A 19,751-nucleotide genomic window follows, 5' to 3' on the forward strand; every position below is an offset into this window, starting at 1 on the left:
TCATTTGGTGGCGACGAGATAACGGCTGGAATCGGCGAGGATCACGTCGCGCACCGCCTCGTGATATCTGATGTAGCCGGTGCAGCGGCAGAGATGTCCGTCAAGCGCATCCGCAATCGTCTGCTCCAGCGCCTCGCGGGCGACCGGCGCGCGCGAGAGACGTTCGAGCAGCACCTGGCCCTCATTGAGGAAGCCGGCGGTGCAGTAGCCGCATTGAAACGCGAAGTGATCGATGAAGGCCTGTTGCAGGGCCGAGAGCTGGCCGTCCTTGGCGTGGCCCTCGACGGTGCGGATCGACTTGCCGTCGAAATTCACAGCAGGCGCGACACAGGTCGGGCTGGTGTAGCTCGTGCCATCGGGCGCGTCGACGATGATGGCGCAGCTCAGGCATTGCGCGGCGCCGCAGCCGAACTTGGTGCCGGTCATGCCGAGCATCTCGCGCAAAAAATCGTTCATCGAGAGATCGTCGCGGACGTCCATCGGACCATGCTTACGGCCATTGATGGTGAGGCTGAGGGTCGTCACGCGAGCACTCCCTTCAGGAGATTGGCCGTGACCGGCAGGGCGCGAAAACGATGACCGGTGGCGTCATGGATGGCGTTGATCAGCGCGGGCACGATCGGGATCATGACGACCTCCGCCATGCCCTTTGGCGCTTCGTCAGGGGTCAGCGGCTTCAGCATCTCGATCTCGAGATCGCGCAAGGGCAGGTCGGAGCCGCGCGCGACCAGATAGCGGCCGAGATTCCACTCGCCGTTGCCGGGGCCGCCCTCGAACGGCGGCAGCGTTTCCAAAAGCGCGTAGCCGACGCCCATGGCGAAGCCGCCATGGGACTGGCCCATCACCACCTCAGGCACCAGCGCGGTGCCGCATTCGAACACGCTGTAGGCCTTGGCGATGCGAAGCGCGCCGCTTGCGCGGTCAATCTCGACGCGGACCAGGGTGCCGCACATCGAGGTATAGGCGGTGCCGATGCGATTGTTGTCGGTCGGCGGAAATTTGACGCTCGTGCGGTTGATCCGTTCAAACCTGGTGTTGCCGCGGCGGATCGCAAGCGCGTCGATGTCGGCGCGATATTGCTCGCCGAACATCGGAAAGCGTGCGCGCGACCAGGCCCAGCGTGAAAAACTGTGCGCGACCGCGCCGGTGACGAAGCCGCGCGCATGCGCCGTTGCGGCGAGCGCCGGCAGCGCCAGCGGCGCGAGACCAGGCATCGTGAGCTGGCCGTTCTGCCAGCTCGCATTCGCCCATTGTCTGGCGCGCGGATCGGTCTTGGGAATGCGCCACAGCTCCAATGCCGCCGGCCACAGGCCGAAGCGGAAGATGACGCGGGCGGCTTCGGATGACGAGTGCGTTCCGACATGGGCGCCGATCGAGGCCGATGTCGCAGACGAGATCGAGGGCACCCAGCGTGGATTGCGTTCCGCTGCGTCCTGGGTCCTCTGGTCCATCGTGTAGGGATCGCCGGAGGTCACGAGGCCGAGCACGTCGTAGCTGTCGACGCGGGCGACCGAGACCTCATCGGCGATGGCGCCGAGATGGCTCGCGACGCGGTTCGCCAGCGCCGTGCCGATGCCGTTGCCCATCTCGACATGGTCGCAGAAGATCGCGATTCTGCCGTCGGCGCCGAGCTCGACGCGGCCGAGCGAGCAGTCCGCGCCGGAGCCGTAGTCCTTGGTGACGCAGGCCACACCGGTGCCGACCAGCCGGTCGCCGGAGGTCTGCCTGAGCTGCGCGCGCTGCTGCCAGATCGGATGTTTTTCCAGTCTGTCGAGGATTTCGGGCGTCCGCACCGAGACGATGTAGGGATTGCCGGTCATGGTCCGGCCGTTCTGCTTCAATGCATTGCGGCGGCGGAATTCGATCGGGTCGAGCTTGAGCTCGGAGGCCGCTTCGTCGATCAGCGCCTCGAGCGCGGTCATGGTCTGCAGCGTGCCGTAGCCGCGCATCGAGCCGGCAGTGACGCCGCGCGAATGCAGCGCGATCGTGGTGACGTCGACCTTGGGGATGTCGTAGATACCGATCGCGCCTGTTGCGGCGACCACCGCGACGTTGGTGGAGAAGTTCTGCAGCCCGCCGCCGTCGAGGACGTGATCGGCGGCGAACGCCTTGATCAGGCCGGTCGCGCGATCAATGCCGATGCGCGAGCGCATCTTGATCGGGTGACGTTTGATGCCGCCCTGGAATTGCTGATAGCGATCATGCGCCAGCCGCACCGGCTTGCCCGGGAAGAGAATCGCGGCGAGCGCGACATAGAGAATGAATGGCGTGTGGTCGCGGCCGCCAAAGCCGCCGCCGACATGGGCGAACTGCGCATTGATGTGCGAGGGTTTGTAGGGCGCGTGGGCCTTGCCGAGCAGATGCGCGAGCGACTCCGCGGCCTCATAGGGCGACTGCACGCCGAGCACCAGCTCGAGATTGCCGCCCTTGCCGCTGTACCAGGCAAGGCCGCATTCCGGCTCCAGGAACATCGGGTCGACCGATTGCGTCTCGAACTCGCGGTCGAGCACGAGGAGAGAGGCATTGTCCGCGGCCAACTCAGTGCGGATCTGATCGCCAAGCTTGGCCGCCTTGACGTAGTCGGCCGGCATCTCCCTGGCGAGCGGCGACCACACCGGCAACGCTGCGTTCTGCACCTTCTTGGGCGAGACCCAGCCAGCCTGGATCGGCGAATAGAGGTCGGGCTTGTCGGGCGAGGGGCCTGCAACACGGGTGAAGCGGTAGGAGCCGTAATCGGGCGCGATCACAGGGCCAGTCTCTTCGCCGAATTTGACGAAGGTGCCGTCGCGCAGCACGAGCCGCGCCTGGTCGAAGGCGTCGAATGTCTCGAAGATCAGTAGCGCGACCGGCTGTCCCAGATAGAGCGGCGTCTTGCCGAGGGGGCAGAACAAATCGCCGGCATAGAATTCCGGCACTTGCGTGCCGATGCGGCCGAGATCGCTGGCCGTGACGACGACCGAAGGCTTGAGTGGTCCCGCGAGCCGGGCGAGGTCCATGCCGGTGTAGACATGCGTGGCATCATTGGCGCGAACCAGGATCGCGTGCGAGGTGGTTTGCGGCCAGCCCGGCAGGTCGTTGGCGCGGAAGTCGGAGGCGTAGAGCTTTGCGCCGGTGACCTTGGCGACGCCGTCGACGCGGCCGGCGCCCTTTGTCGCGGGATTGAAATTGCCGCGTCCGGGCAGCGTCTCGTGTGCCGCGAAGGGCGCGTTTGCGGCCGAAGCAAGGTGCGACAGGCTGACCGAAATGCCGCCCGCCGACAACCACTTCACGAACTCGCGTCGCGAAGGCCGCATGATCTCATCCTTGTACAAGGTCTCTTGGATACGCGCCAACGCTGGTCCGAAGCTGTCATGATTCGCCCATGCGGGAATAGAACAGGGCGGCCGTTTACGAGAGGTGAAGGCGGCGCGCGCGAACGCGGCCGCCTTTCGTCGGGCCCAAGCCTTTCACTTCAAGCCTTCACTTGAGGTCGGCGATGGTCGCGGGACCGGGGCCTGGCGTGACCAGGGTCGGCCATTGCTTGGAGCCGAACGGGACCAGCGGGGGCAGGAACGGCGTCATGCCGCGCTTCGCCGTCTCGGCGATGATCGCGGCGCGCGCGTCGCCTCCCATCAGCTCGTAATCCATCAGGTGATAATTGCCGAAAAACAGCGCGCCGACCGAGCGATCTGCGATGATCCGCGTCAGCGATTCCAGCATGTCTGATGGCGTCGTGGTGAACGAGACCGTTTCGATCAGCAGCAGGCGCGTGTTGATGGCGTCGGCGCCGAAGAACTGCGCGAGCACGCTGAAGATCACGTTGTTCTGCCGTGCGACGTAGATGGTGTTGCTGGCGGCATAGGTCTTCTCCCAGTCGGGACCGAGCTGGGCCTTCCAGTCGGCCAGCACGCCCATCCAGTGCGCGACCTGGGTCTGGGCCGCCCACGCGACGTTCCTGGCGAGGAATGGGGCCTGCCGTTTGCCGAAAGCCTCCAACTTGGCGAACGGAATGACGCCGCCGGCGAGGCATTCGTCCATGAAGGCGATGTTGTTCTTCAGGATGGTGCGGTTGTTGTCGCGCCAGTCGGCCTGCATCGGCGTGGCGTCGAGGCTGTCCAGCGCTGATTGCATCCGGCTGCGAAAGGCCAGCATCGCGCCACGCCAGGATTTGTTGTCGGGATTGTCGACATAGGGGCCGACCACCTCGGCCAGCGCCATGGTGCTGTGGCCGATCGATTTCAGCAGCTGATAGACCACTGGCACCTGCGGCGCGTCGAGCGGCGGCTGGCCCGGCCGGTAGAGGATCAGGCGTCCGCCGGCGCCGGAGAACAGGCCCAGGATCACGGGGTGCTTGTCGAGGATGTTCTTCTGGAACACTTTTGCAGCGTCGCCATAGAGCTCGAACATGGCCGTGTTCAGCGCAAGCACGTCCTTGGTGGCGACATCGCCCGGCGCGGCATTGGTCTTGCCGGAGATCGGCGCCATGTAGTCGGGTAGAGTCTGAGCCGTTGCGGCGCTGCCGCCGAGCATCAGTGCGGCAGCTATGGCCGTGCCAAAGCGAGTTTTCATCGGTAGTCCCCCCGGGAGCATTCTCAGCAGGCGTCAGGTCGACGGACGTGCGTCTAACGGCGCCACCCGCGTTTCTGGCCGAAAATTGCTAAGGATTTGTCAGGAGGGGGACGAAACCCGGGCCCGGCCGGGCTTCCCCTGGCGGCCCGCATGGCCTATTACGCCGCAACGCAACATTCCCCCAAAAGACAGCCATGATCCGCCTCGACAACGTCAGCAAGCAAGCCGGCCACCAGATCCTGTTCATCGAAGCCTCCGCCGCCCTCAACAAGGGCGAGAAGATCGGCCTCGTCGGGCCGAACGGCGCCGGAAAGACCACCCTGTTCCGGATGATCGCCGGCGAGGAACTGCCCGACGAGGGGCAGGTCTCGACCGATCGTGGCATCACCATCGGCTATTTCAACCAGGACGTCGGCGAGATGTCCGGCCGCAGCGCCGTGGCTGAGGTGATGAATGGCGCAGGCCCCGTCAGCGAGGTCGCGGCCGAGTTGCGCGAGCTCGAAGCCGCCATGGCCGACCCCGACAAGGCCGACCAGATGGACGAGATCATCGCGCGCTACGGCGAGGTGCAGCACGCCTTCGAAGAGCTCGATGGTTACGCGCTCGACGGCCGTGCGCGCGAAGCCCTGTCCGGCCTCGGCTTCAGCCAGGAGATGATGGACGGCGACGTCGGCAAGCTCTCAGGCGGCTGGAAGATGCGCGTGGCGCTGGCCCGCATTCTTTTGATGCGCCCCGATGTCATGCTGCTCGACGAGCCGAGCAACCATCTTGATTTGGAAAGCCTGATCTGGCTCGAGAAGTTCTTGCACGATTACGAAGGCACGCTGCTGATGACCTCGCATGACCGCGAGTTCATCAACCGCGTGATCTCGAAGGTGGTCGAGATCGATTCCGGCTCGCTGACGACCTATACCGGCAACTACGAATTCTACGAGCAGCAGCGCGCGCTGAACGAGAAGCAGCAGCAGGCGCAGTTCGAGCGCCAGCAGGCGATGCTCGCCAAGGAGATCAAGTTCATCGAGCGTTTCAAGGCGCGCGCGTCTCACGCTGCTCAAGTGCAAAGTCGCGTGAAGAAGCTGGACAAGATCGAGCGGGTCGAGCCGCCGCGCCGCCGCCAGACCGTGGCGTTCGACTTCCTGCCGGCGCCGCGCTCCGGCGAAGACGTCGTCGCCTTGAAGAAGGTGTTCAAGGGCTATGGAGCCAAGCGCATCTATGACGGGCTGGATTTCATGATCCGCCGCCGGGAGCGCTGGTGCGTGATGGGCGTCAACGGCGCCGGCAAGTCGACGCTGCTCAAGCTCGTCGCGGGCGCGAGCGAGCCGGACGAGGGCAGCGTGGCGATCGGCGGCAGCGTCAAGATGGGTTACTTTGCCCAGCACGCGATGGATCTGCTCGATGGCGAGCGCACCGTGTTCCAGTCGCTGGAAGATCAGTTTCCGACCGCGGGGCAGGGCTCCTTGCGCGCGCTCGCCGGCTGCTTTGGCTTCTCCGGCGACGACGTCGAGAAGCGCTGCCGCGTTCTGTCGGGCGGCGAGAAGGCGCGGCTGGTGATGGCCAAGATGCTGTTCGATCCGCCGAACTTCCTGGTGCTGGACGAGCCGACCAACCATCTCGACCTCGCCACCAAGGAAATGCTGATCACGGCGCTGTCGGATTTCGAGGGCACCATGCTGTTCGTTTCGCATGATCGCCATTTCCTCAGCGTGCTGTCGAACCGCGTGCTCGAGCTGACGCCGGAAGGAATCCACCAGTATGGCGGTGGCTACACAGAGTATGTCGCGCGCACCGGGCAGGAAGCGCCGGGGTTGCGGTCGTAGGGATGAGCGATGGCCCGGATGGCGCGCAAGCGCGATCCGGGATCAATCTCCGCGCTCACCGAGACTGCGACGCCCTAATAAGTGTAGAACATCCGCTGGATTTCCTTGCTGTCGGTCGTCTTGGTCAGCGCCAGCATCAGCAAGATACGCGCCTTTTGAGGATTGAGCGTATCCGAGACGATGAAGTCATGTTCGTCGTCCTTTGCTTCGCCATTGCGCGCGACGATGCCGTTTCCGACACGGCTGCTCCGAACGATCGCGACACCCTTTTTGTGGGCCTCGTCGAGGGCCGGCTCAACCGCGGGCCGGGCAAGGCTGCCGTCACCCACGCCTGCATGCACGATCCCCTTGGCCCCGGCGGCGACAAAAGCGTCGACCGCGACACGGTTCATGTTGGCGTAGCCGTAAACGATATCGACTTGCGGCAGGGCATCGAGGTTAGACACGTCGAATTCAGAGTCCGCCGTATGCCGGCGCGTCGATTGACGATAGAAGTACGGTTTGTTGCCCTGCATGTAACCGAGAAAGCCGAGTTCGGGCGTACGGAAAGTGTCTGCCGTCGAGGTGTTGTTCTTCGTGACCTCGCGCGCCGCGTTGATCTGATCGTTGAGAGCGACGAGCACGCCTTTGCCGACGGCTTCTTCACTGCCTGCGAGGATCACGGCATTGAAGAGATTGATCGGGCCGTCCGCGCTGATCGCGGTCGATGGCCGCATCGCGCCGACGATGACGACTGGCTTCCGGCTCTTGACCACCAGGTCCAGGAAATAGCTGGTTTCCTCGATCGTATCGGTTCCGTGCGTGATGACGATCCCGTCGACGTCGTCCTGCGCGAGGAGCGTGTTGACGCGCTTGGCAAGCTTCAGCCAGTAGTCATTGTTCATGTTCTCGCTGGCGATCTGGAAAACCTGCTCGCCCTTGACGTTGGCCACGGCCTTCAGTTCGGGCACGGCGTTCAGGAGGGTCTCGATGCCCACCGTGGCTGCGGTGTAACCGACCACGGTGGTGCTGCTCGCCCCGGTACCGGCGATCGTGCCACCGGTTGCCAGTACCATGACGTTGGGCAGACCGGCGCCCCTTGCATTCGCGGCTTCAAGACTGATGAGCAGCGCAAAGAGCAAGCTCACCGTTGCCAATATCTGATTACGCACTCGAAGTTGCCACATCTTGACGTCCCTTTCCTGGAAGGCCGGTGCGCCCCAATTCGCTCAGCACTCCATGATCCGTCGGCCGAGGCTTTCTGTCTAGGGTTGTGATGTCATCAGATGATTTGGTTTGGGCGCTCGGCGCGCGAGGGGGAGGCGTCTATGTCGTCATGCCCGAGCTTGTCCCGGGTATCCCCGATCTTGGCTCCGAGTGCAGAGAACGTGAATGGCCGGGACATCTAGCGCGAAGACGCGCTTCGCGCTTCTGCCCGGCCATGACGGAGTTCGTTTGCTGATTGCTGGCTAAAGAAGCAGCGAATTCGCTGCGATCAGGCGCCCATCTCGCACTTCTTCATAAAACTGTTCTTGGCGGCGCCGGCGAGCGGCTTGCCGTCGGAGCCGACGGCCTTGGGCGTGCAGGCGTCTTCCTTGCACTTCTTCATGAACGAGGTCTTGGCCGCGCCGGCGAGCGCCTTGCCGTCCTTGCCGACCGCCTTGCTCTCGCAGGTGTCGTCGGCCAGCGCCGAGCCCGCCGCAAAAGTGGCAACGATTGCCGCCAGGAAAATCCGCTTCGTCATGGGTGTCTCCCTAAACCAAAAATTGGCGTGCGGATTGGAGCCCGGAATCATGGCGCAATCAAGCAGGATCGGGGCCGGGGCACGACCGACATTACGGATTTTTGTCCGCCCAGGTCTCTAGACCCCGCGCGCCAGCAACGCCTTGAAGTCGGCGCGTGCACGCTGCGCCTCGGCACGGGCGACCTCGGAGGCGTCCCCGAGGCCGAAATAGCCGTGGATGAGGCCGGCGCCTTCGTGATGCTTCACACGTACGCCGGCGGTCTCGAGCGCCCGTGCATAGGCTGCGCCTTCATCGCGCAGCGGATCGAACCAAGCGGTGGTGACGATCGTGGGCGCGAGGCCTGCGAGCGAGGCGGCACGCAGCGGCGAGACCCGCCAGTCGGTGGCGTACCTGGCGTCAGCGAGATAATGGCCGGCGAACCATTCCATGACTGCACGCGAGAGGAAGTAGCCTTCGGCATTCTCGGGTCATCGTGGTCGGATCGCGCAGCGGCAGCAGCGGAATGATCTGGGCGATGACGGGATCGAGCGGTGCCGCCATTTTTGGTCCTCGCAGGGTTCTTGGTCTTGCTTGCGGGTTAGCATAGATTTCGCGCGCCGCATCGGCAACCGGCGACGTGTTGCAGGTGCCGTGCAACCGAACGAACCGGCAGGGAGGCCTTGAGGTGGAATTCGAAACGCTGATCCAGTCGCGCCGCAGCGTGCGCGGTTTCAAGAACAGGCCGGTGCCGGTTCGGTGATCAACGGGCAGGGCATCATGCGCTCCGACATCGTGCGCGATGTCGCCGGGATTCCCGAGGACGAGGTCATCATGACCTGCGTTGCGATGGGATATCCCGACGACAACTTTGCCGCGAATGCCGTTCGTTCGGAGCGCGAGGGCAACGACGAGATCGTGCGATACGTCGGCTTTGCCGACTGAATTAGAGAGGCCGGAGGAGGTTATGCCCTCACGAATTTTTTCGTGCGGACTCGTTACGTCCCCTTGCAATCTCCACCGTGCAGGAGGAACAATATGCGGACTCAAAGGTTTGTTGCTGGCGCGAGGGAATTGACATGCGGCGGCTGGCTAGCCTGGTTCGATGGTTCTTCGGCCCGCGGATGCGGCGTCCGATCGATGATGATCCCAGTCTTCCTTTTACTCCTGAAGAGTTCGGCAGGCTGGTCCGCAGTGGCCGGCGCGAGGACATGAAGCTGCTTGCCGAAGGGCTGGCTTGTCGCTCGGTCCCGCGCCGCATCAAATACCGGGCGACGCATTAGGCCGCAGCCGTGATGTCTTGATGTCTTTGTCCGCCCGCTGGTTTGGCGCGCGCTCAGCGTGAGAGTGCGACCTCCTTGAAGGATATGACCAGGGCCTTCTCCAGTTTTCCGGTCATCCCGCAGAGAATATTATAGGCCTCGGTGCGTGACATCGTCGGCTTGTAGTGCCGGTGCTCGATCAGCGCGGCGAAGATGTCCGATATCGTGAGAAGACGCACGATGTCGTTGATGCTTTCGCCGGCCAGCGCATCCGGATACCCGCTGCCATCGAGATATTCGTGGTGGTGCCGCACGGCATCGAGGATCTCCGGCGAGATTTTTTCGTGGTCCTTGAGAAAGTCGTAACCCGCCGCCGGGTGCGTCTCGATCATGGCGCGCTCGTCAGCATCGAGCCGGCCGGGCTTGTCCAGGATTGCAAGCGGGATCTGCGCCTTGCCGATGTCATGGAACATGGCGGCCGAATACAGCCGCTCCAGATCGGTTCGGCCGACGCCGAGGCTCAATCCGAAGTCGATCGCCAGACCGGTCACGAGCAGACAATGCTGGTAGGTTCCTTCGTGGTGCCGCCGCACGGTCGCGAGCCATTCGGACAGGCCGTGCTCGGTGATGCGTTCGGCAATCTGGCGGCCGGCGTCCTTGGTGCCGTCGACATCGAGCGGCTCGCCCATGGTGACGGCCGTGAACATCGACGCGATAGCGGTTGCCGCGGTCTCGACGGCGTTGTCCGGCTGGGTCGACCTGCCCGACGAATCCAATGCCGGCTCGGCCGGATCAGCCAGCGCGGCCAGCAGCTTGATCTTGTTGAGCGGGCCGGCAAGGACGAGCGTTGCGCCGAGCGCATAGGCTTGCGAGATGCAGACGTGCGAAGAATGCTCGACAAGGAAGATGCGCTTGGTCGCCTTCGCCAGCTTGGCCGCGCGCTTCTTGATGGCCGCGATGTTGCCGACGTCACGCAGCTCCGCGCGGATGACGATGGCATACGGAACTTGCGACAGCTTGGCTTCCGCGTCGAGCCGCTCGCCCGCGACGGTGAACTGCTGTTCGAGGGCCGAGCAGATGCCCGACAATTTGTCGGAGGAATCGGCCAGCACATGCACAAAGGGGCGGGCCGATTGCGCCTTTCGGATGCCGTCGTCACGTTTGACGGGGCAGGTGATGGTTCGCGCGTTCTGCAGGGGTGACCTGGACTATTCTGGAGTTCACTGAGCCTTGATGAAGTCTTGAGTCTATTTGCTCTGACGGGAGTTCGGTGCAGCGGCCGCCTGTGCGGTCGTCGGCTTCTTCCTGTCAGCGTTGATGAAGTGAATGCCGGCCATGGTGCCGTCGATCCAGACCAGCTCGCAGCGCCGATAGGCGAGGCCCGTCGACGACAGCAGCATGAAGAATTCCTTGGCTTGCAGCACGTCGAGAGTGCCTTCGACCTCGATCTTGGCGCCCGTCTGCGACACGTCGAGCAGCACGCAGCTGCGCCGCCAGGTGCCGTCCGAGCCCATCAGGTTCACGGCCTGCTTGTGGTCCATCCGTACGCGAAGCGCCTTGCGACCGTCGAACCTCATCGGCTAACCCCCGTTTTCGCGCCGCGATTTCCCGGATCTATTGTGTTGGCGCTTGCTGCGATTTCCCCCCAGCGCACTGTCCATTGGCTGGTCGACAAAAGGAGCGTTTCGAAAATCAGCTGCGCGCGCTCGCGCTGCGCGAAAGAGAGCCGGGCGCCGCTGCGGTTGCTCAGGATCGCAAGCGTGGTCGCCCAGTTCAGGCGCGAAGCCCGACAGGCCATCACCAGGCCCTCGCAATCATCGTCGATCATGACATGCTCAACGATCTCGACTGGCGCGCCTGACAGCACCGACAAGGCAGTGAACAGATTGGCGGTCTCGCCGCGGATCGCGAAGCGGTTCACCGCGGAATCGTTGAGCTTGCCGACGCGGTTGAGCGCAACGATCTCGGGTCTGGCGCTCGCATAGTCGGCCGAGCAAAGCCGCTTTGGCGGAGCCGGCACGGCTTGTTGTGCGGGCGCAACGGCGGATGCGTTGGGCTTCGCCGGTGCCTTCGGGCTCGGCGAGACGGAGAGCAGCTTCCGCACGACCAGGTCGGGTGTGCCGGGCCGCAGTGCCAGCGCCTTCGCGATCTCACCGTCCTCATCGGCCCTGGCGATCAGCGCGTCATAGGCTGCGCTGGAGAATTGGGTTCCCGGGTTCTTGATCAGCGCAAGGCAGATCGGACCACCGCGCTTGATCAACGCCTCGGTCACGACCGGCTCGATCTCGTTGCGAGCGGCGATCGCGCGCTGATGCCGCTCGCCGCACGATGTCGCGATCGCCGCGAGATCGGCCGGGCAGAGTGCCTGTGATTTGAGCAGCGCCGGACATGCCACGTCGGGGTCGTTGTGTGAGGCGAGACGCCGCAGCGTCTCCGGCGGCGCAACGTTCAATTCGGCTAGCGCCGTGCTGAGTTGGATCAGCGCGGCGGCCTCGACCCGCTCCGTCAGGCGCAGCAAGACGCCATCGACCACACCGGCGAGCAACTCCTGAGAGCGGTCACGGCTGCACGTGAGCAACTGCACAATACCGGAGAGGATACGGGCGCAGCGGTCCAATGGACACGCCGCGACCGCCTTTTCCAGTTCAACAAGAATATCAGCAGGCGAATTTGCCATCATGGCAGGGGCCTGTACTCAAAAATAAATTCCGACTATCCGACGCCCTTCATTGCGCCCTAGAGGCGTTAATTTGGATTTTAGACTTCAGCCCTCCGGGTATCAGTGCACCGCCTGGCTCTCTGGAAACGCTATCGAAATTTGGCAGGAGGCGAACGCCCGGCTTGTCCTTTGCGTCGGACGCTCGCCAACTGATCGAGCTAGGCTCGGATGAGTCTTGTGGTCTAAGGGAGAGCCGAAAGGGGGGAATTCAGATCGGCGTATTGCCGGACACGCGTCGTTTCCTGGCGCCGTTTTTCATTTGTCATGAACAACAATGATGATGCGCCAACGCTGGCGCCAAAGATATTTCGTTTTGCAGATGTTGACGCGTTTCGCAACGCGATCCGCGGCCTGGATTTCGAGTTCACGCCGCTCGTTCGAGCGATTGCGACCGAACAGATCATTCTGCAATTGCCCGGCTGCGACGTAAATCTGACGCGCGCGTTTCCGCGCGTGGTGGATGCGCAGCTCGTCGCGGATTGCACGGCGATCGGCTTTGCAATGGACGACCTCGACGTGCCCATCCGATTCAACGGCGCGCAGCGGAACCGCGCGGTCATCGTCATCGGAAGCAGCGGGGCGGCCTACAACACCATTGAAGAGGTACAGCGGCAAATTGCCTCGATCGTGTTCCGGCCCGAGGTGAAGGATCGCGGCTGGCCCGGGACGGATTCCAGCTTCAAGATATTCGAGACGAGCGTCTCGGCGCTGCAGCAGTTGCGGAAGGTGGTGCGGGAGGTGGTCGCGGCTGCGTCCGAGCCCATCGATCCAGCCGAGGTGGTGCTGAAGGGGGCGGCGATGAAGGAGACCCTGTTCGGCGCGGTCGATGCCGCCTTTGCCAATCTCGTTCCCGCGCGCTGGACGGTGCGGCCCAATGACGGGCGGCAGTTCAAGATCTTCCAGGATATCCGCTCGCTGTTGTCCGACGACCTCTCGCAACCGATCTACAGCGAGGAGATCGCGCGCAAGCTCGGGCTGTCCGTCCGCACCATGCACGACGTCGTCCGCCGCTATCGCGGCATGAGCCTGCACCGTTATTTGCGGCTGCGCCGGCTGTGGCTGGTGCGCCAGCGGCTGCTCGCCGGCGCCGACAGCGTCAAGGCCGTCGCGCTCGCGTTCGGATTCTGGCATCTCAGCGATTTCTCCCGCAGCTATCGCGACCAGTTCGGCGAGACGCCGTCGGAAACGCTGGAGCGCGGCCGCAGGCGATAAAGGGATTGGGGCCGTCCGCCGGTTTCGTGCTAGCCTGCCGGCCATGAGCAACCGCATCCTCGTCCTCTACGGCTCGTACCGGTCCGACCGCATGGGCATCCGCCTTGCGAATTTCGTCATCGATCGCCTGCGCAGTCGCGGCGAGGAGGTCGAGTTCATCGACGCCAAGGCGATCGGCCTGCCGATGCTCGACCGCATGTACAAGGAATACCCCAAGGGCAGTGCGCCCGAGGCGCTGGAGAAACTCGCCGGCCAGATCCGTGGCGCCGACGGCTTTGTCTTCGTCAGCGGCGAATATAATTGGGGCATTCAGCCCGGCCTGAAGAACCTCACCGACCACTTCCTGGAAGAGTGGTTCTGGCGGCCGGCCGCGATCGTGAGCTATTCCGCCGGCCGCCTGTCCGGCGCGCGCGCCTCGACCGCGTGGCACGGCACGCTGTCGGAAATGGGCATGGTGGTGATCTCGAGCACCCTCGGCGTCGGGCCGATCGCGCAGACGCTGTCAGCCGAGAGCGAGCCGATCGGCGAGGGCGGCAAGGCGCTGGAACGCTCGTTCCCGCGCTTTGCCGATGATCTCAATTGGTGGATCGAGGCGGCCAAGGCGCAACGCGCGCGCAAGGCGCCGCCCTATTGAACGCACGCGGCGGCACCGGGCGCGGTTGCCGTCAGCGATCCGCTGAGCTAATCGTTCCGCGCAATGGCTATCGGAATTCGGCATTTCTGCCGCGACTTGAGGCTATGCGCGGGTATGCGGCCGTATCGGTGCTCGCTTTCCACGCCTGCATGCTGTCCTGGGAGATTATTGCCACCGGAATGGCGCCGGTCATCGTCTTCTTCGTCCTCAGCGGCTTCCTTCTCGCCCGATCGCTGGATCGAGATCCCGATCCGGTCACGTTCGTGCGTCACCGCCTGTTCAGGCTGCTGCCGGCCGCGATCGCGACAGTGCTGCTGCTGACGCTGGCTTATCAAAGCTTCGGCTTCTACCTAGGCTTCCTGCCTTCGTTCGACCCGGTCAACATTGTGCTCAATGCGCTTCTCATCAAGAGCGACATCAACGGCGCGATGTGGTCCCTGACCGTGGAGTGCGTCGCAGTTCCGGTGATCCTGATCTCGCACGCTCTCCTGAGCCGTCATGGAACGATGCCGGTGTGGTTCCTGGTCGTGGTTCTCGTCGCGCTCTCGCTCTGGGGGCCCTATGTTCACTTGCTGGGCGGTTTCACCAACCTCGCGCCGCTCTATGCCTTCGTCGTCGGCCTGCTCCTGCAATCGGGCGGGATCGCGCTCGGCAGGGCATCGCCATCGCAATCGCTATTGCAATCGCCTTGGGCGACGTTCGTCGCCTCCGCCGCTTTCGTCGTGATGGTCATTGTCGCGGTCCGCAAGCAGACCGCCGTCACGATCGCGTTCGAAACGCTGTGCGCGTCGGCGCTCATTTGGCTTGCGGCCTTCGACCCGGGCAAGCTTGCCGTGCTGCGGCCGCTCGACCTGGAGATCGCCAGGTTCTACGGGCGGATTTCGTACAGCTTCTACCTTCTGCACTTGATCGGGCTCACGATTGCGGCCCGTCTGCTGCCGTTGGACCAGCAGCCGGTCATCCGCGCAGCGATCCTGTTCCTGGCGGCGTTGCTGATCACGACGCCGGCGGCCTGGCTGATGTGGCGCTTCGTCGAAATGCCCTTCATCGGGCTGGGGCGCAGGCGGATGGTGACCAAAGGCGCCTGGCGTCGCCAGTTGCTTTAAGCCGCCCTGACTTCGCCGAGGAAGCGATCGAACTGGCCGGCGAGGTCGCGCGACTGGGTCGAGAGCTGCTCGGCCGCGCCCAGCACCTCCTGCGCCGCCGCACCGGTGTCGTCGGCGGCGCGCTGCACGCCCGATATGTTGGTGTTGACCTCCTGGGTGCCGCGGGCAGCTTCCTGGACGCTGCGGGAGATTTCCCTGGTCGCCGAACCCTGCTGCTCGATTGCGGCCGCAATCGCGGTGCCGATCTGGTCGATCTCGGCGATGACGTCGGCGACGTTGCGGATCGCGGTGACGGTCTCGTCGCTCGCGGACTGGATCGCCGTGATCTGCTCGGAGATTTCGGTGGTCGCCTTGGCGGTCTGGCCGGCCAGCGACTTTACCTCGGACGCGACGACGGCAAAGCCGCGGCCGGCATCGCCAGCACGGGCGGCCTCGATGGTGGCGTTGAGCGCCAGCAGGTTGGTCTGCTCGGCGATGCTCTGGATCAGCGTGACGACGTCGCCGATCTTCTGCGCGCCCTCGGCGAGCGCGCGGGCAGTGTCGCCGGTGCGGCGGGCATTGTCGACGGCGCGGGCCGCGATCTCGGTCGATTGCGCGACCTGACGGCCGATCTCGGCGATCGACGAGGTCAGCTCTTCGGTCGCGCTTGCGACCGTCTGCACGTTGGTCGAGGTCTGCTCGGAGGCGGCGGCTACGACCGCAGCCTGGCTGTTGGTCTGGGACGCCGTCGAGGTCATCGACTGCGCCGTGCTCTCCATGGTGGAGGAGGCGCGGGACAGGCCGCCGATCAATTCGGTGACCTTGGCTTCGAACGCACGCGTGAGCCCGTCGAGCGCCTGGGCGCGGCGCATCTTGCCGTCGCTCTCGGCCTGCTTCTCGGCGGCGAGCCTGTCGGCCCGGATCATGTTGTCCTTGAACACCTGGACGGCGGAGGCCATCGCCCCGATCTCGTCGGAGCGCTCGGCGCCGGGTATCTCTTGCGCGACGTCGCCGTCGGCGAGCCGCGACATCCGCATCGTCAGGCTGATGATCGGGGCGCAGACGCGGCGGCGGACCATCGCGATGAGGGCGGCGCTGGCGATCAGCACGGCGAGGAGGCCCACGAGTGCGATCGTGAAGCTGGTGCGCGCGGCGGCGGACGCGCCGGAGAGGATCTGCTCGGCGTTGTCGTAGAAGGCGTCGCGGACATCGATGATGGTGCTGAGGCCGCGCTGGGTCGAGGCGTAATAGGTCTCCATGTCATGTTCGTATTTGCCGCTGACCGCGCCGTCCTTCACCAGCTTGAGTTCGCGGCCGAACTCCTCGATATAGATCGAGTTGAGCTTCTCCAGCGCCGCGGCGACGTTTGCCGGCGTTGTCGGATTGCCGCGCAATTCCTGGAGCGTCATCACGATTTGGTCGTTGCGGCCCTGGGAGCGGCTGATGTCGGCCTTCTCCGCGTCGGTCGCCGGTTTCTTGCCGCCGACGAGATTCTTGTGCAGGCTGGAGTTGAAGCCGCCGACGTCGCGCAGCGTCATCGCGACGTTGGCATAGCTGGCCTGGCGGTAGGCATCACCGTTGAGGATGGCCATGCGGCGGACCTGCTCGTTGAGGAGCGCGGTCACGGCGGCGTTGAGCACGGCGTTGTCGGTGACGATTTTCCTGGCGGCGTCCTTGCGCGCCTCCGCCGGTCCTGCCATCGCCTTGTCGATGGCGTCGCGCAAGCCGCTGAATTTCGAATTGATGCCGTCGATGTGGCTGCCGATGGCGTTGCCGTCGTCGAAGGAGCCGGGCAGCTCCTTGCGCAGCGCGTTCATCTTGTCGCGGGCACCGTCGGTCTGCTTGCGCAGCTTGTCGTGCTCGGAAAGCTGCGCCGGGTCGGCGGTCGCGGGTCCGTAGAGGATGTTGGTGGCGAAGCCGCGCTCGGGGTTGAGATAGCGCGGGATGTCGCTGACGGCGCGGACGATCGCGAGCCGCCCTTGCGCCTCGCTGATCCGCTCCATCGTCTGGTATTTCGTGACCGCGACGTAGACGGCAAGGCCGCCGCCGACGGTCGAGAGTGAGACGATGGCGGTGGTCAGCAGCGTACCGATTTTCATGGTTCGTCCGGCAATTGGCGCGGGGAGAAAGATATTCTCCGAAAAATAGGGGGAGCGTATTAATTGCGGGTTTACGCTGGCGGCCCGCGGTTGTCGCAGTCGCTTGTCCTTCACTTGGTCTTCACTTGGCCTTCACTTGGCCTTTCGATCGAGGGAAGCGAGGATCTCCAGCGTCGCGCCGTCGCGCTCGCCGGCGAAATATTTGGCGAGCGCCTCGTCGAAAACGGGCTCGTCGGAGACCGCGCCGAACAGCGTCATCGACGAGCGGAATTTGGAATCGTCGGGCGCGCCGAGGATCGCGTTGATGGTTCGTCCCTCGACGGCAAGCACGAGGCGGGTGCATTCGATCAGGCGCGGGCCGAGAACGGGGTGGGTGATGTAGGCCCCGGCCTCCGCGCGCGAGCCGATGGCATAGCGCTGCGACATGGCGCTGAAGCCGAGGCCCATGACCTGCGGGAAGACGAACCACATCCAGTGAGTCTGCTTCCGGCCGTGGGCCAGCTCCCCCAAAACGTCGCGAAAAACCGGGTCTTGGGCCCTGAGGAAGCGCTCTAGATTGAAAGGATCGGTCATTGGATACCTAAGGGGGGACTTGTCGGCCGCGATTATGCCTAACTTTTGGCTCCCAATGTGGTAGCTGGTATAGAGTCTCCGGGTGGGGGTTGGGTCCCCCGGGGGTCGTTTTGGGGATCTGATGGTTTCCGACCGCGCAAGCGCCGAGGGGCTGTTGTCGCGCCGCCGAATTGGGCGAGCCGAGACAATACTGCTGTCTATGGCTGCCATCGCGCTGGCGCTGGGCGCCGCCGCGTGGGTCGCGGATATCGGCGATTCCACCCCGCTGGTCACCGCCGCGCTGCCGCCGGCCAATTCTCCGTCGTTCGACGACCGTTTCGCCTCGCTGTCCGGCAACCCGCCTGCCCGGGAGTTTGGTCTGCGGGCGATGGAGCGCTCCGCCATGAGTGCGGTCCAGCTCAAGCTCCGCGATGCCAAGGCGATGCTCGCCCAAAAGCTCCAGGGCGATGACTGGCGTTCGATCCTGACCGACAACGACCAGCCGGCGACCGAAGAGACAACAAGGACCTCGCAGCGCGCCGACGCCGTCCCGATGCCGCGCTCGCGGCCGGTTCAGGCGGACCTCTCCGCGCAGATCGCCTCGAGCCAGGCCTATGCCGACATCGGTCCCCGGGTCGACAACCGCAACTTCTTCGAAAAGTTCACCGACAAGATCAAGCTGGCCTCGCTGACGCCCGACAGCGGCCTGTTCGGCAAGGCGCCGGATCTCGCCGCGCTCGGCTACGATTCCCGGACGGCGGTCTATGACATCAAGGCCAAGGCGCTCTATCTGCCGAGCGGCGTCGCGCTGGAAGCCCATTCGGGCATGGGCGCGTTGATGGACGATCCCGACCATGTCGACCAGCGCATGGTTGGCGCGACCCCGCCTGCGACCTACGACCTCAAGCCGCGCGAGAAACTGTTCCACGGCGTTCGGGCGCTGCGCTTGACACCAACGGACGGTACGAGTGCGCTCGGCCGCGTCGGCCTGCTCACCCACACCTACATGCTCGGACCGCGCGGCGATTCCAACGGCTGCGTTTCGATCAAGGACTATGATCGCTTCATGAAGGCCTACGACAATGGCGAGTTCAATCGCCTGGTCGTGGTGCCGAGCCTGAGCGGATCGGCGACCGCTTCGCAGCGCGCCAGCACCGATTCCTGATTTTCGCCGGACGGCGGGGGCTGCCGTTTTCCCTTCGTTAAGCCGTTGTCGTCCAGAAGCAGCCCATGAGTGATCCAGCAAGCTCCGAGACCCCGCTGCGCACCACGTTCAAGATCAAGCTGAACGGTGACACGCTGGCGATCGCGACCGTCGGCCAGGCCTATCAATTCCTCACCAACTTCAAATCGGTCGAGTGGATGGAATTCCGCTCGCTGCATGACGATGCCGTCCACGCGCTGGAGGGCGCCGCCGACAATGCCATGCTCGCAGTCCAGGCGACCAACGCGGTACGCGCGTTGTTCGTGAGCGCGAAGCTGCTCTAAGCAAACATTCTTCTCCTCGAACCGGCTTCTCGGCTGCCGCGACGAAGCCATGGCGCGCACGCGCGCCGAGGAGAGAAGCATGGACATTGCCAAATTCATCGCGGGCATCGATAGCGCCGCAGGCGACCCACCGACCGAAGCCGCGCTCGCATCGTTCGAGAAGGTCCTCGGTTGCCGCCTGCCGGATGACTATCGTCAGTTCCTGCTGGCCTGCGCCGGTGGCTATTTCCAGGGCTCGGCCGAGTTCAACTGGCCGCAAGGGCATTGGGCCGGTGCGGTCCAGGAGGTGCTGGGATTGCGGAGCGACGAATGCTCGCTGGCGCGGACGCGTGAGACGCCGCAATGGCCGACCGTCGATGAGCTCCTGTGGATCATGAGCGATCACGGCGGCAATCCGATCTGCATGACGGTCGATAAGGCGCATTTCGGCCGAATCTGGTTCATCGATCACGAGATCGCCGAATACGAGAAGCCGTGGACGCTTGCTGACGCGATGTCCGACACTTGGGGCTACGTCCTGCCGCTCGCGCCGACATTCAGCGACTTTATCGCGAGCGTGTACGAGGAGGCCGCGTAGGCCGAGCTGGTTTGATCAATCCCGCGCCCCGGATGCGCTACGTCCGGGGCTCGAGAGC

19 protein-coding genes and 1 pseudogene are annotated in these 19,751 nt (G+C 64.3%); 9 read left to right on the forward strand and 11 right to left on the reverse strand.

Annotated features, from left to right (window positions below; translation table 11 throughout):
* From YUA_RS0111445 to YUA_RS0111455, 3 genes are all read right to left on the reverse strand, one after another.
* Window positions 1-525 (reverse strand): (2Fe-2S)-binding protein, encoded by a 525-nt coding sequence (locus tag YUA_RS0111445; RefSeq protein ID WP_027530814.1) that lies wholly within the window; start codon window positions 523-525, stop codon window positions 1-3.
* Entirely contained in the window at window positions 522-3,293 is a 2,772-nt protein-coding gene (locus tag YUA_RS0111450) for a xanthine dehydrogenase family protein molybdopterin-binding subunit (RefSeq protein WP_027530815.1), read from the reverse strand. Before YUA_RS0111450 ends, YUA_RS0111445 begins: the two co-directional genes overlap by 4 nt.
* Before the next feature lie 166 nt (window positions 3,294-3,459).
* Window positions 3,460-4,548 (reverse strand): hypothetical protein, encoded by a 1,089-nt coding sequence (locus YUA_RS0111455; RefSeq protein WP_027530816.1) that lies wholly within the window; start codon window positions 4,546-4,548, stop codon window positions 3,460-3,462.
* Window positions 4,549-4,742: 194 nt separating this feature from the next.
* On the opposite strand from YUA_RS0111455, the gene YUA_RS0111460 reads away from it, so the two are divergent.
* Complete coding sequence (locus YUA_RS0111460) at window positions 4,743-6,365, forward strand: ABC-F family ATP-binding cassette domain-containing protein (RefSeq protein WP_027530817.1); 1,623 nt, start codon at window positions 4,743-4,745, stop codon at window positions 6,363-6,365.
* 74 nt (window positions 6,366-6,439) lie between these two features.
* Here YUA_RS0111460 and YUA_RS0111465 read toward each other — a convergent pair whose 3' ends face one another.
* The 3 genes and pseudogenes from YUA_RS0111465 to YUA_RS0111475 all read right to left on the reverse strand — a co-directional run.
* Window positions 6,440-7,492: a type II asparaginase gene (locus tag YUA_RS0111465; protein WP_245285141.1), complete on the reverse strand. Its 1,053-nt coding sequence runs from the start codon at window positions 7,490-7,492 to the stop codon at window positions 6,440-6,442.
* Window positions 7,493-7,839: 347 nt separating this feature from the next.
* Window positions 7,840-8,088 (reverse strand): hypothetical protein, encoded by a 249-nt coding sequence (locus tag YUA_RS0111470; RefSeq protein WP_027530819.1) that lies wholly within the window; start codon window positions 8,086-8,088, stop codon window positions 7,840-7,842.
* Window positions 8,089-8,205: 117 nt separating this feature from the next.
* A pseudogene (locus tag YUA_RS0111475) lies at window positions 8,206-8,553 on the reverse strand (alpha/beta hydrolase fold domain-containing protein); the annotation flags it as partial.
* 292 nt (window positions 8,554-8,845) lie between these two features.
* Between YUA_RS0111475 and YUA_RS0111485 the strand changes: the two are divergent.
* Together YUA_RS0111485 and YUA_RS0111490 are read left to right on the forward strand one after the other, a co-directional pair.
* A complete protein-coding gene (locus tag YUA_RS0111485) occupies window positions 8,846-9,010 on the forward strand; it encodes a hypothetical protein (RefSeq protein WP_245285142.1) in 165 nt (54 codons plus the stop codon).
* Window positions 9,011-9,144: 134 nt separating this feature from the next.
* Window positions 9,145-9,348 carry a hypothetical protein gene (locus tag YUA_RS0111490; RefSeq protein WP_027530822.1) on the forward strand — a complete coding sequence of 68 codons (204 nt, stop codon included), beginning with the start codon at window positions 9,145-9,147 and terminating at the stop codon, window positions 9,346-9,348.
* Window positions 9,349-9,401: 53 nt separating this feature from the next.
* On the opposite strand, the gene YUA_RS0111495 is transcribed toward YUA_RS0111490, so the two are convergent.
* The 3 genes from YUA_RS0111495 to YUA_RS0111505 are packed head-to-tail and all read right to left on the reverse strand — an operon-like array spanning window position 9,402 to window position 12,007.
* Window positions 9,402-10,523 carry an HD-GYP domain-containing protein gene (locus YUA_RS0111495; RefSeq protein WP_027530823.1) on the reverse strand — a complete coding sequence of 374 codons (1,122 nt, stop codon included), beginning with the start codon at window positions 10,521-10,523 and terminating at the stop codon, window positions 9,402-9,404.
* Between the two features lie 51 nt (window positions 10,524-10,574).
* Window positions 10,575-10,904 carry a PilZ domain-containing protein gene (locus YUA_RS0111500; RefSeq protein ID WP_027530824.1) on the reverse strand — a complete coding sequence of 110 codons (330 nt, stop codon included), beginning with the start codon at window positions 10,902-10,904 and terminating at the stop codon, window positions 10,575-10,577.
* Complete coding sequence (locus YUA_RS0111505; RefSeq protein WP_027530825.1) at window positions 10,901-12,007, reverse strand: DUF2336 domain-containing protein; 1,107 nt, start codon at window positions 12,005-12,007, stop codon at window positions 10,901-10,903. The genes YUA_RS0111500 and YUA_RS0111505 overlap by 4 nt, the downstream gene beginning before the upstream one ends.
* Before the next feature lie 303 nt (window positions 12,008-12,310).
* On the opposite strand from YUA_RS0111505, the gene YUA_RS0111510 reads away from it, so the two are divergent.
* The 3 genes from YUA_RS0111510 to YUA_RS0111520 all read left to right on the forward strand — a co-directional run bounded on the left by YUA_RS0111510 (window position 12,311) and on the right by YUA_RS0111520 (window position 14,998).
* Complete coding sequence (locus YUA_RS0111510) at window positions 12,311-13,258, forward strand: AraC family transcriptional regulator (RefSeq protein ID WP_027530826.1); 948 nt, start codon at window positions 12,311-12,313, stop codon at window positions 13,256-13,258.
* 43 nt (window positions 13,259-13,301) lie between these two features.
* Window positions 13,302-13,892, forward strand: coding sequence for an NADPH-dependent FMN reductase (locus YUA_RS0111515; RefSeq protein ID WP_027530827.1), 591 nt, complete (start codon window positions 13,302-13,304; stop codon window positions 13,890-13,892).
* 104 nt (window positions 13,893-13,996) lie between these two features.
* Window positions 13,997-14,998 carry an acyltransferase gene (locus YUA_RS0111520; RefSeq protein WP_027530828.1) on the forward strand — a complete coding sequence of 334 codons (1,002 nt, stop codon included), beginning with the start codon at window positions 13,997-13,999 and terminating at the stop codon, window positions 14,996-14,998.
* On the opposite strand, the gene YUA_RS0111525 is transcribed toward YUA_RS0111520, so the two are convergent.
* Window positions 14,995-17,076: a methyl-accepting chemotaxis protein gene (locus YUA_RS0111525; RefSeq protein WP_027530829.1), complete on the reverse strand. Its 2,082-nt coding sequence runs from the start codon at window positions 17,074-17,076 to the stop codon at window positions 14,995-14,997. The two genes, YUA_RS0111520 and YUA_RS0111525, sit on opposite strands and share 4 nt — an antisense overlap.
* A 132-nt stretch (window positions 17,077-17,208) precedes the next feature.
* Window positions 17,209-17,649 carry a DUF1810 domain-containing protein gene (locus YUA_RS0111530; RefSeq protein ID WP_027530830.1) on the reverse strand — a complete coding sequence of 147 codons (441 nt, stop codon included), beginning with the start codon at window positions 17,647-17,649 and terminating at the stop codon, window positions 17,209-17,211.
* 190 nt (window positions 17,650-17,839) lie between these two features.
* Here YUA_RS0111530 and YUA_RS0111535 point away from each other — a divergent pair, with 190 nt between their 5' ends.
* From YUA_RS0111535 to YUA_RS0111545, 3 genes are all read left to right on the forward strand, one after another.
* Complete coding sequence (locus YUA_RS0111535; RefSeq protein WP_035970908.1) at window positions 17,840-18,793, forward strand: DUF2778 domain-containing protein; 954 nt, start codon at window positions 17,840-17,842, stop codon at window positions 18,791-18,793.
* Window positions 18,794-18,858: 65 nt separating this feature from the next.
* Window positions 18,859-19,116 carry a hypothetical protein gene (locus YUA_RS0111540; RefSeq protein ID WP_027530832.1) on the forward strand — a complete coding sequence of 86 codons (258 nt, stop codon included), beginning with the start codon at window positions 18,859-18,861 and terminating at the stop codon, window positions 19,114-19,116.
* Between the two features lie 79 nt (window positions 19,117-19,195).
* On the forward strand, window positions 19,196-19,693 hold the full coding sequence (locus YUA_RS0111545) for an SMI1/KNR4 family protein (protein ID WP_198029402.1): 498 nt from the start codon (window positions 19,196-19,198) through the stop codon (window positions 19,691-19,693).
* Window positions 19,694-19,751 lie beyond the last annotated feature (58 nt).

It is taken from the genome of Bradyrhizobium sp. WSM3983 (assembly GCF_000473045.1).
Lineage (GTDB): Bacteria > Pseudomonadota > Alphaproteobacteria > Rhizobiales > Xanthobacteraceae > Bradyrhizobium.

Coding starts and splice junctions, on each gene's coding strand:
- YUA_RS0111450 (WP_027530815.1), bottom strand. CDS start 3,293: ATGCGGCCTTCGCGACGCGAGTTCGTGAAGTGGTTGTCGGCGGGCGGC.
- YUA_RS0111455 (WP_027530816.1), bottom strand. CDS start 4,548: ATGAAAACTCGCTTTGGCACGGCCATAGCTGCCGCACTGATGCTCGGC.
- YUA_RS0111460 (WP_027530817.1), top strand. CDS start 4,743: ATGATCCGCCTCGACAACGTCAGCAAGCAAGCCGGCCACCAGATCCTG.
- YUA_RS0111470 (WP_027530819.1), bottom strand. CDS start 8,088: ATGACGAAGCGGATTTTCCTGGCGGCAATCGTTGCCACTTTTGCGGCG.
- YUA_RS0111485 (WP_245285142.1), top strand. CDS start 8,846: ATGCGCTCCGACATCGTGCGCGATGTCGCCGGGATTCCCGAGGACGAG.
- YUA_RS0111490 (WP_027530822.1), top strand. CDS start 9,145: ATGCGGCGGCTGGCTAGCCTGGTTCGATGGTTCTTCGGCCCGCGGATG.
- YUA_RS0111500 (WP_027530824.1), bottom strand. CDS start 10,904: ATGAGGTTCGACGGTCGCAAGGCGCTTCGCGTACGGATGGACCACAAG.
- YUA_RS0111505 (WP_027530825.1), bottom strand. CDS start 12,007: ATGATGGCAAATTCGCCTGCTGATATTCTTGTTGAACTGGAAAAGGCG.
- YUA_RS0111510 (WP_027530826.1), top strand. CDS start 12,311: ATGAACAACAATGATGATGCGCCAACGCTGGCGCCAAAGATATTTCGT.
- YUA_RS0111515 (WP_027530827.1), top strand. CDS start 13,302: ATGAGCAACCGCATCCTCGTCCTCTACGGCTCGTACCGGTCCGACCGC.
- YUA_RS0111520 (WP_027530828.1), top strand. CDS start 13,997: ATGCGCGGGTATGCGGCCGTATCGGTGCTCGCTTTCCACGCCTGCATG.
- YUA_RS0111525 (WP_027530829.1), bottom strand. CDS start 17,076: ATGAAAATCGGTACGCTGCTGACCACCGCCATCGTCTCACTCTCGACC.
- YUA_RS0111530 (WP_027530830.1), bottom strand. CDS start 17,649: ATGACCGATCCTTTCAATCTAGAGCGCTTCCTCAGGGCCCAAGACCCG.
- YUA_RS0111540 (WP_027530832.1), top strand. CDS start 18,859: ATGAGTGATCCAGCAAGCTCCGAGACCCCGCTGCGCACCACGTTCAAG.
- YUA_RS0111545 (WP_198029402.1), top strand. CDS start 19,196: ATGGACATTGCCAAATTCATCGCGGGCATCGATAGCGCCGCAGGCGAC.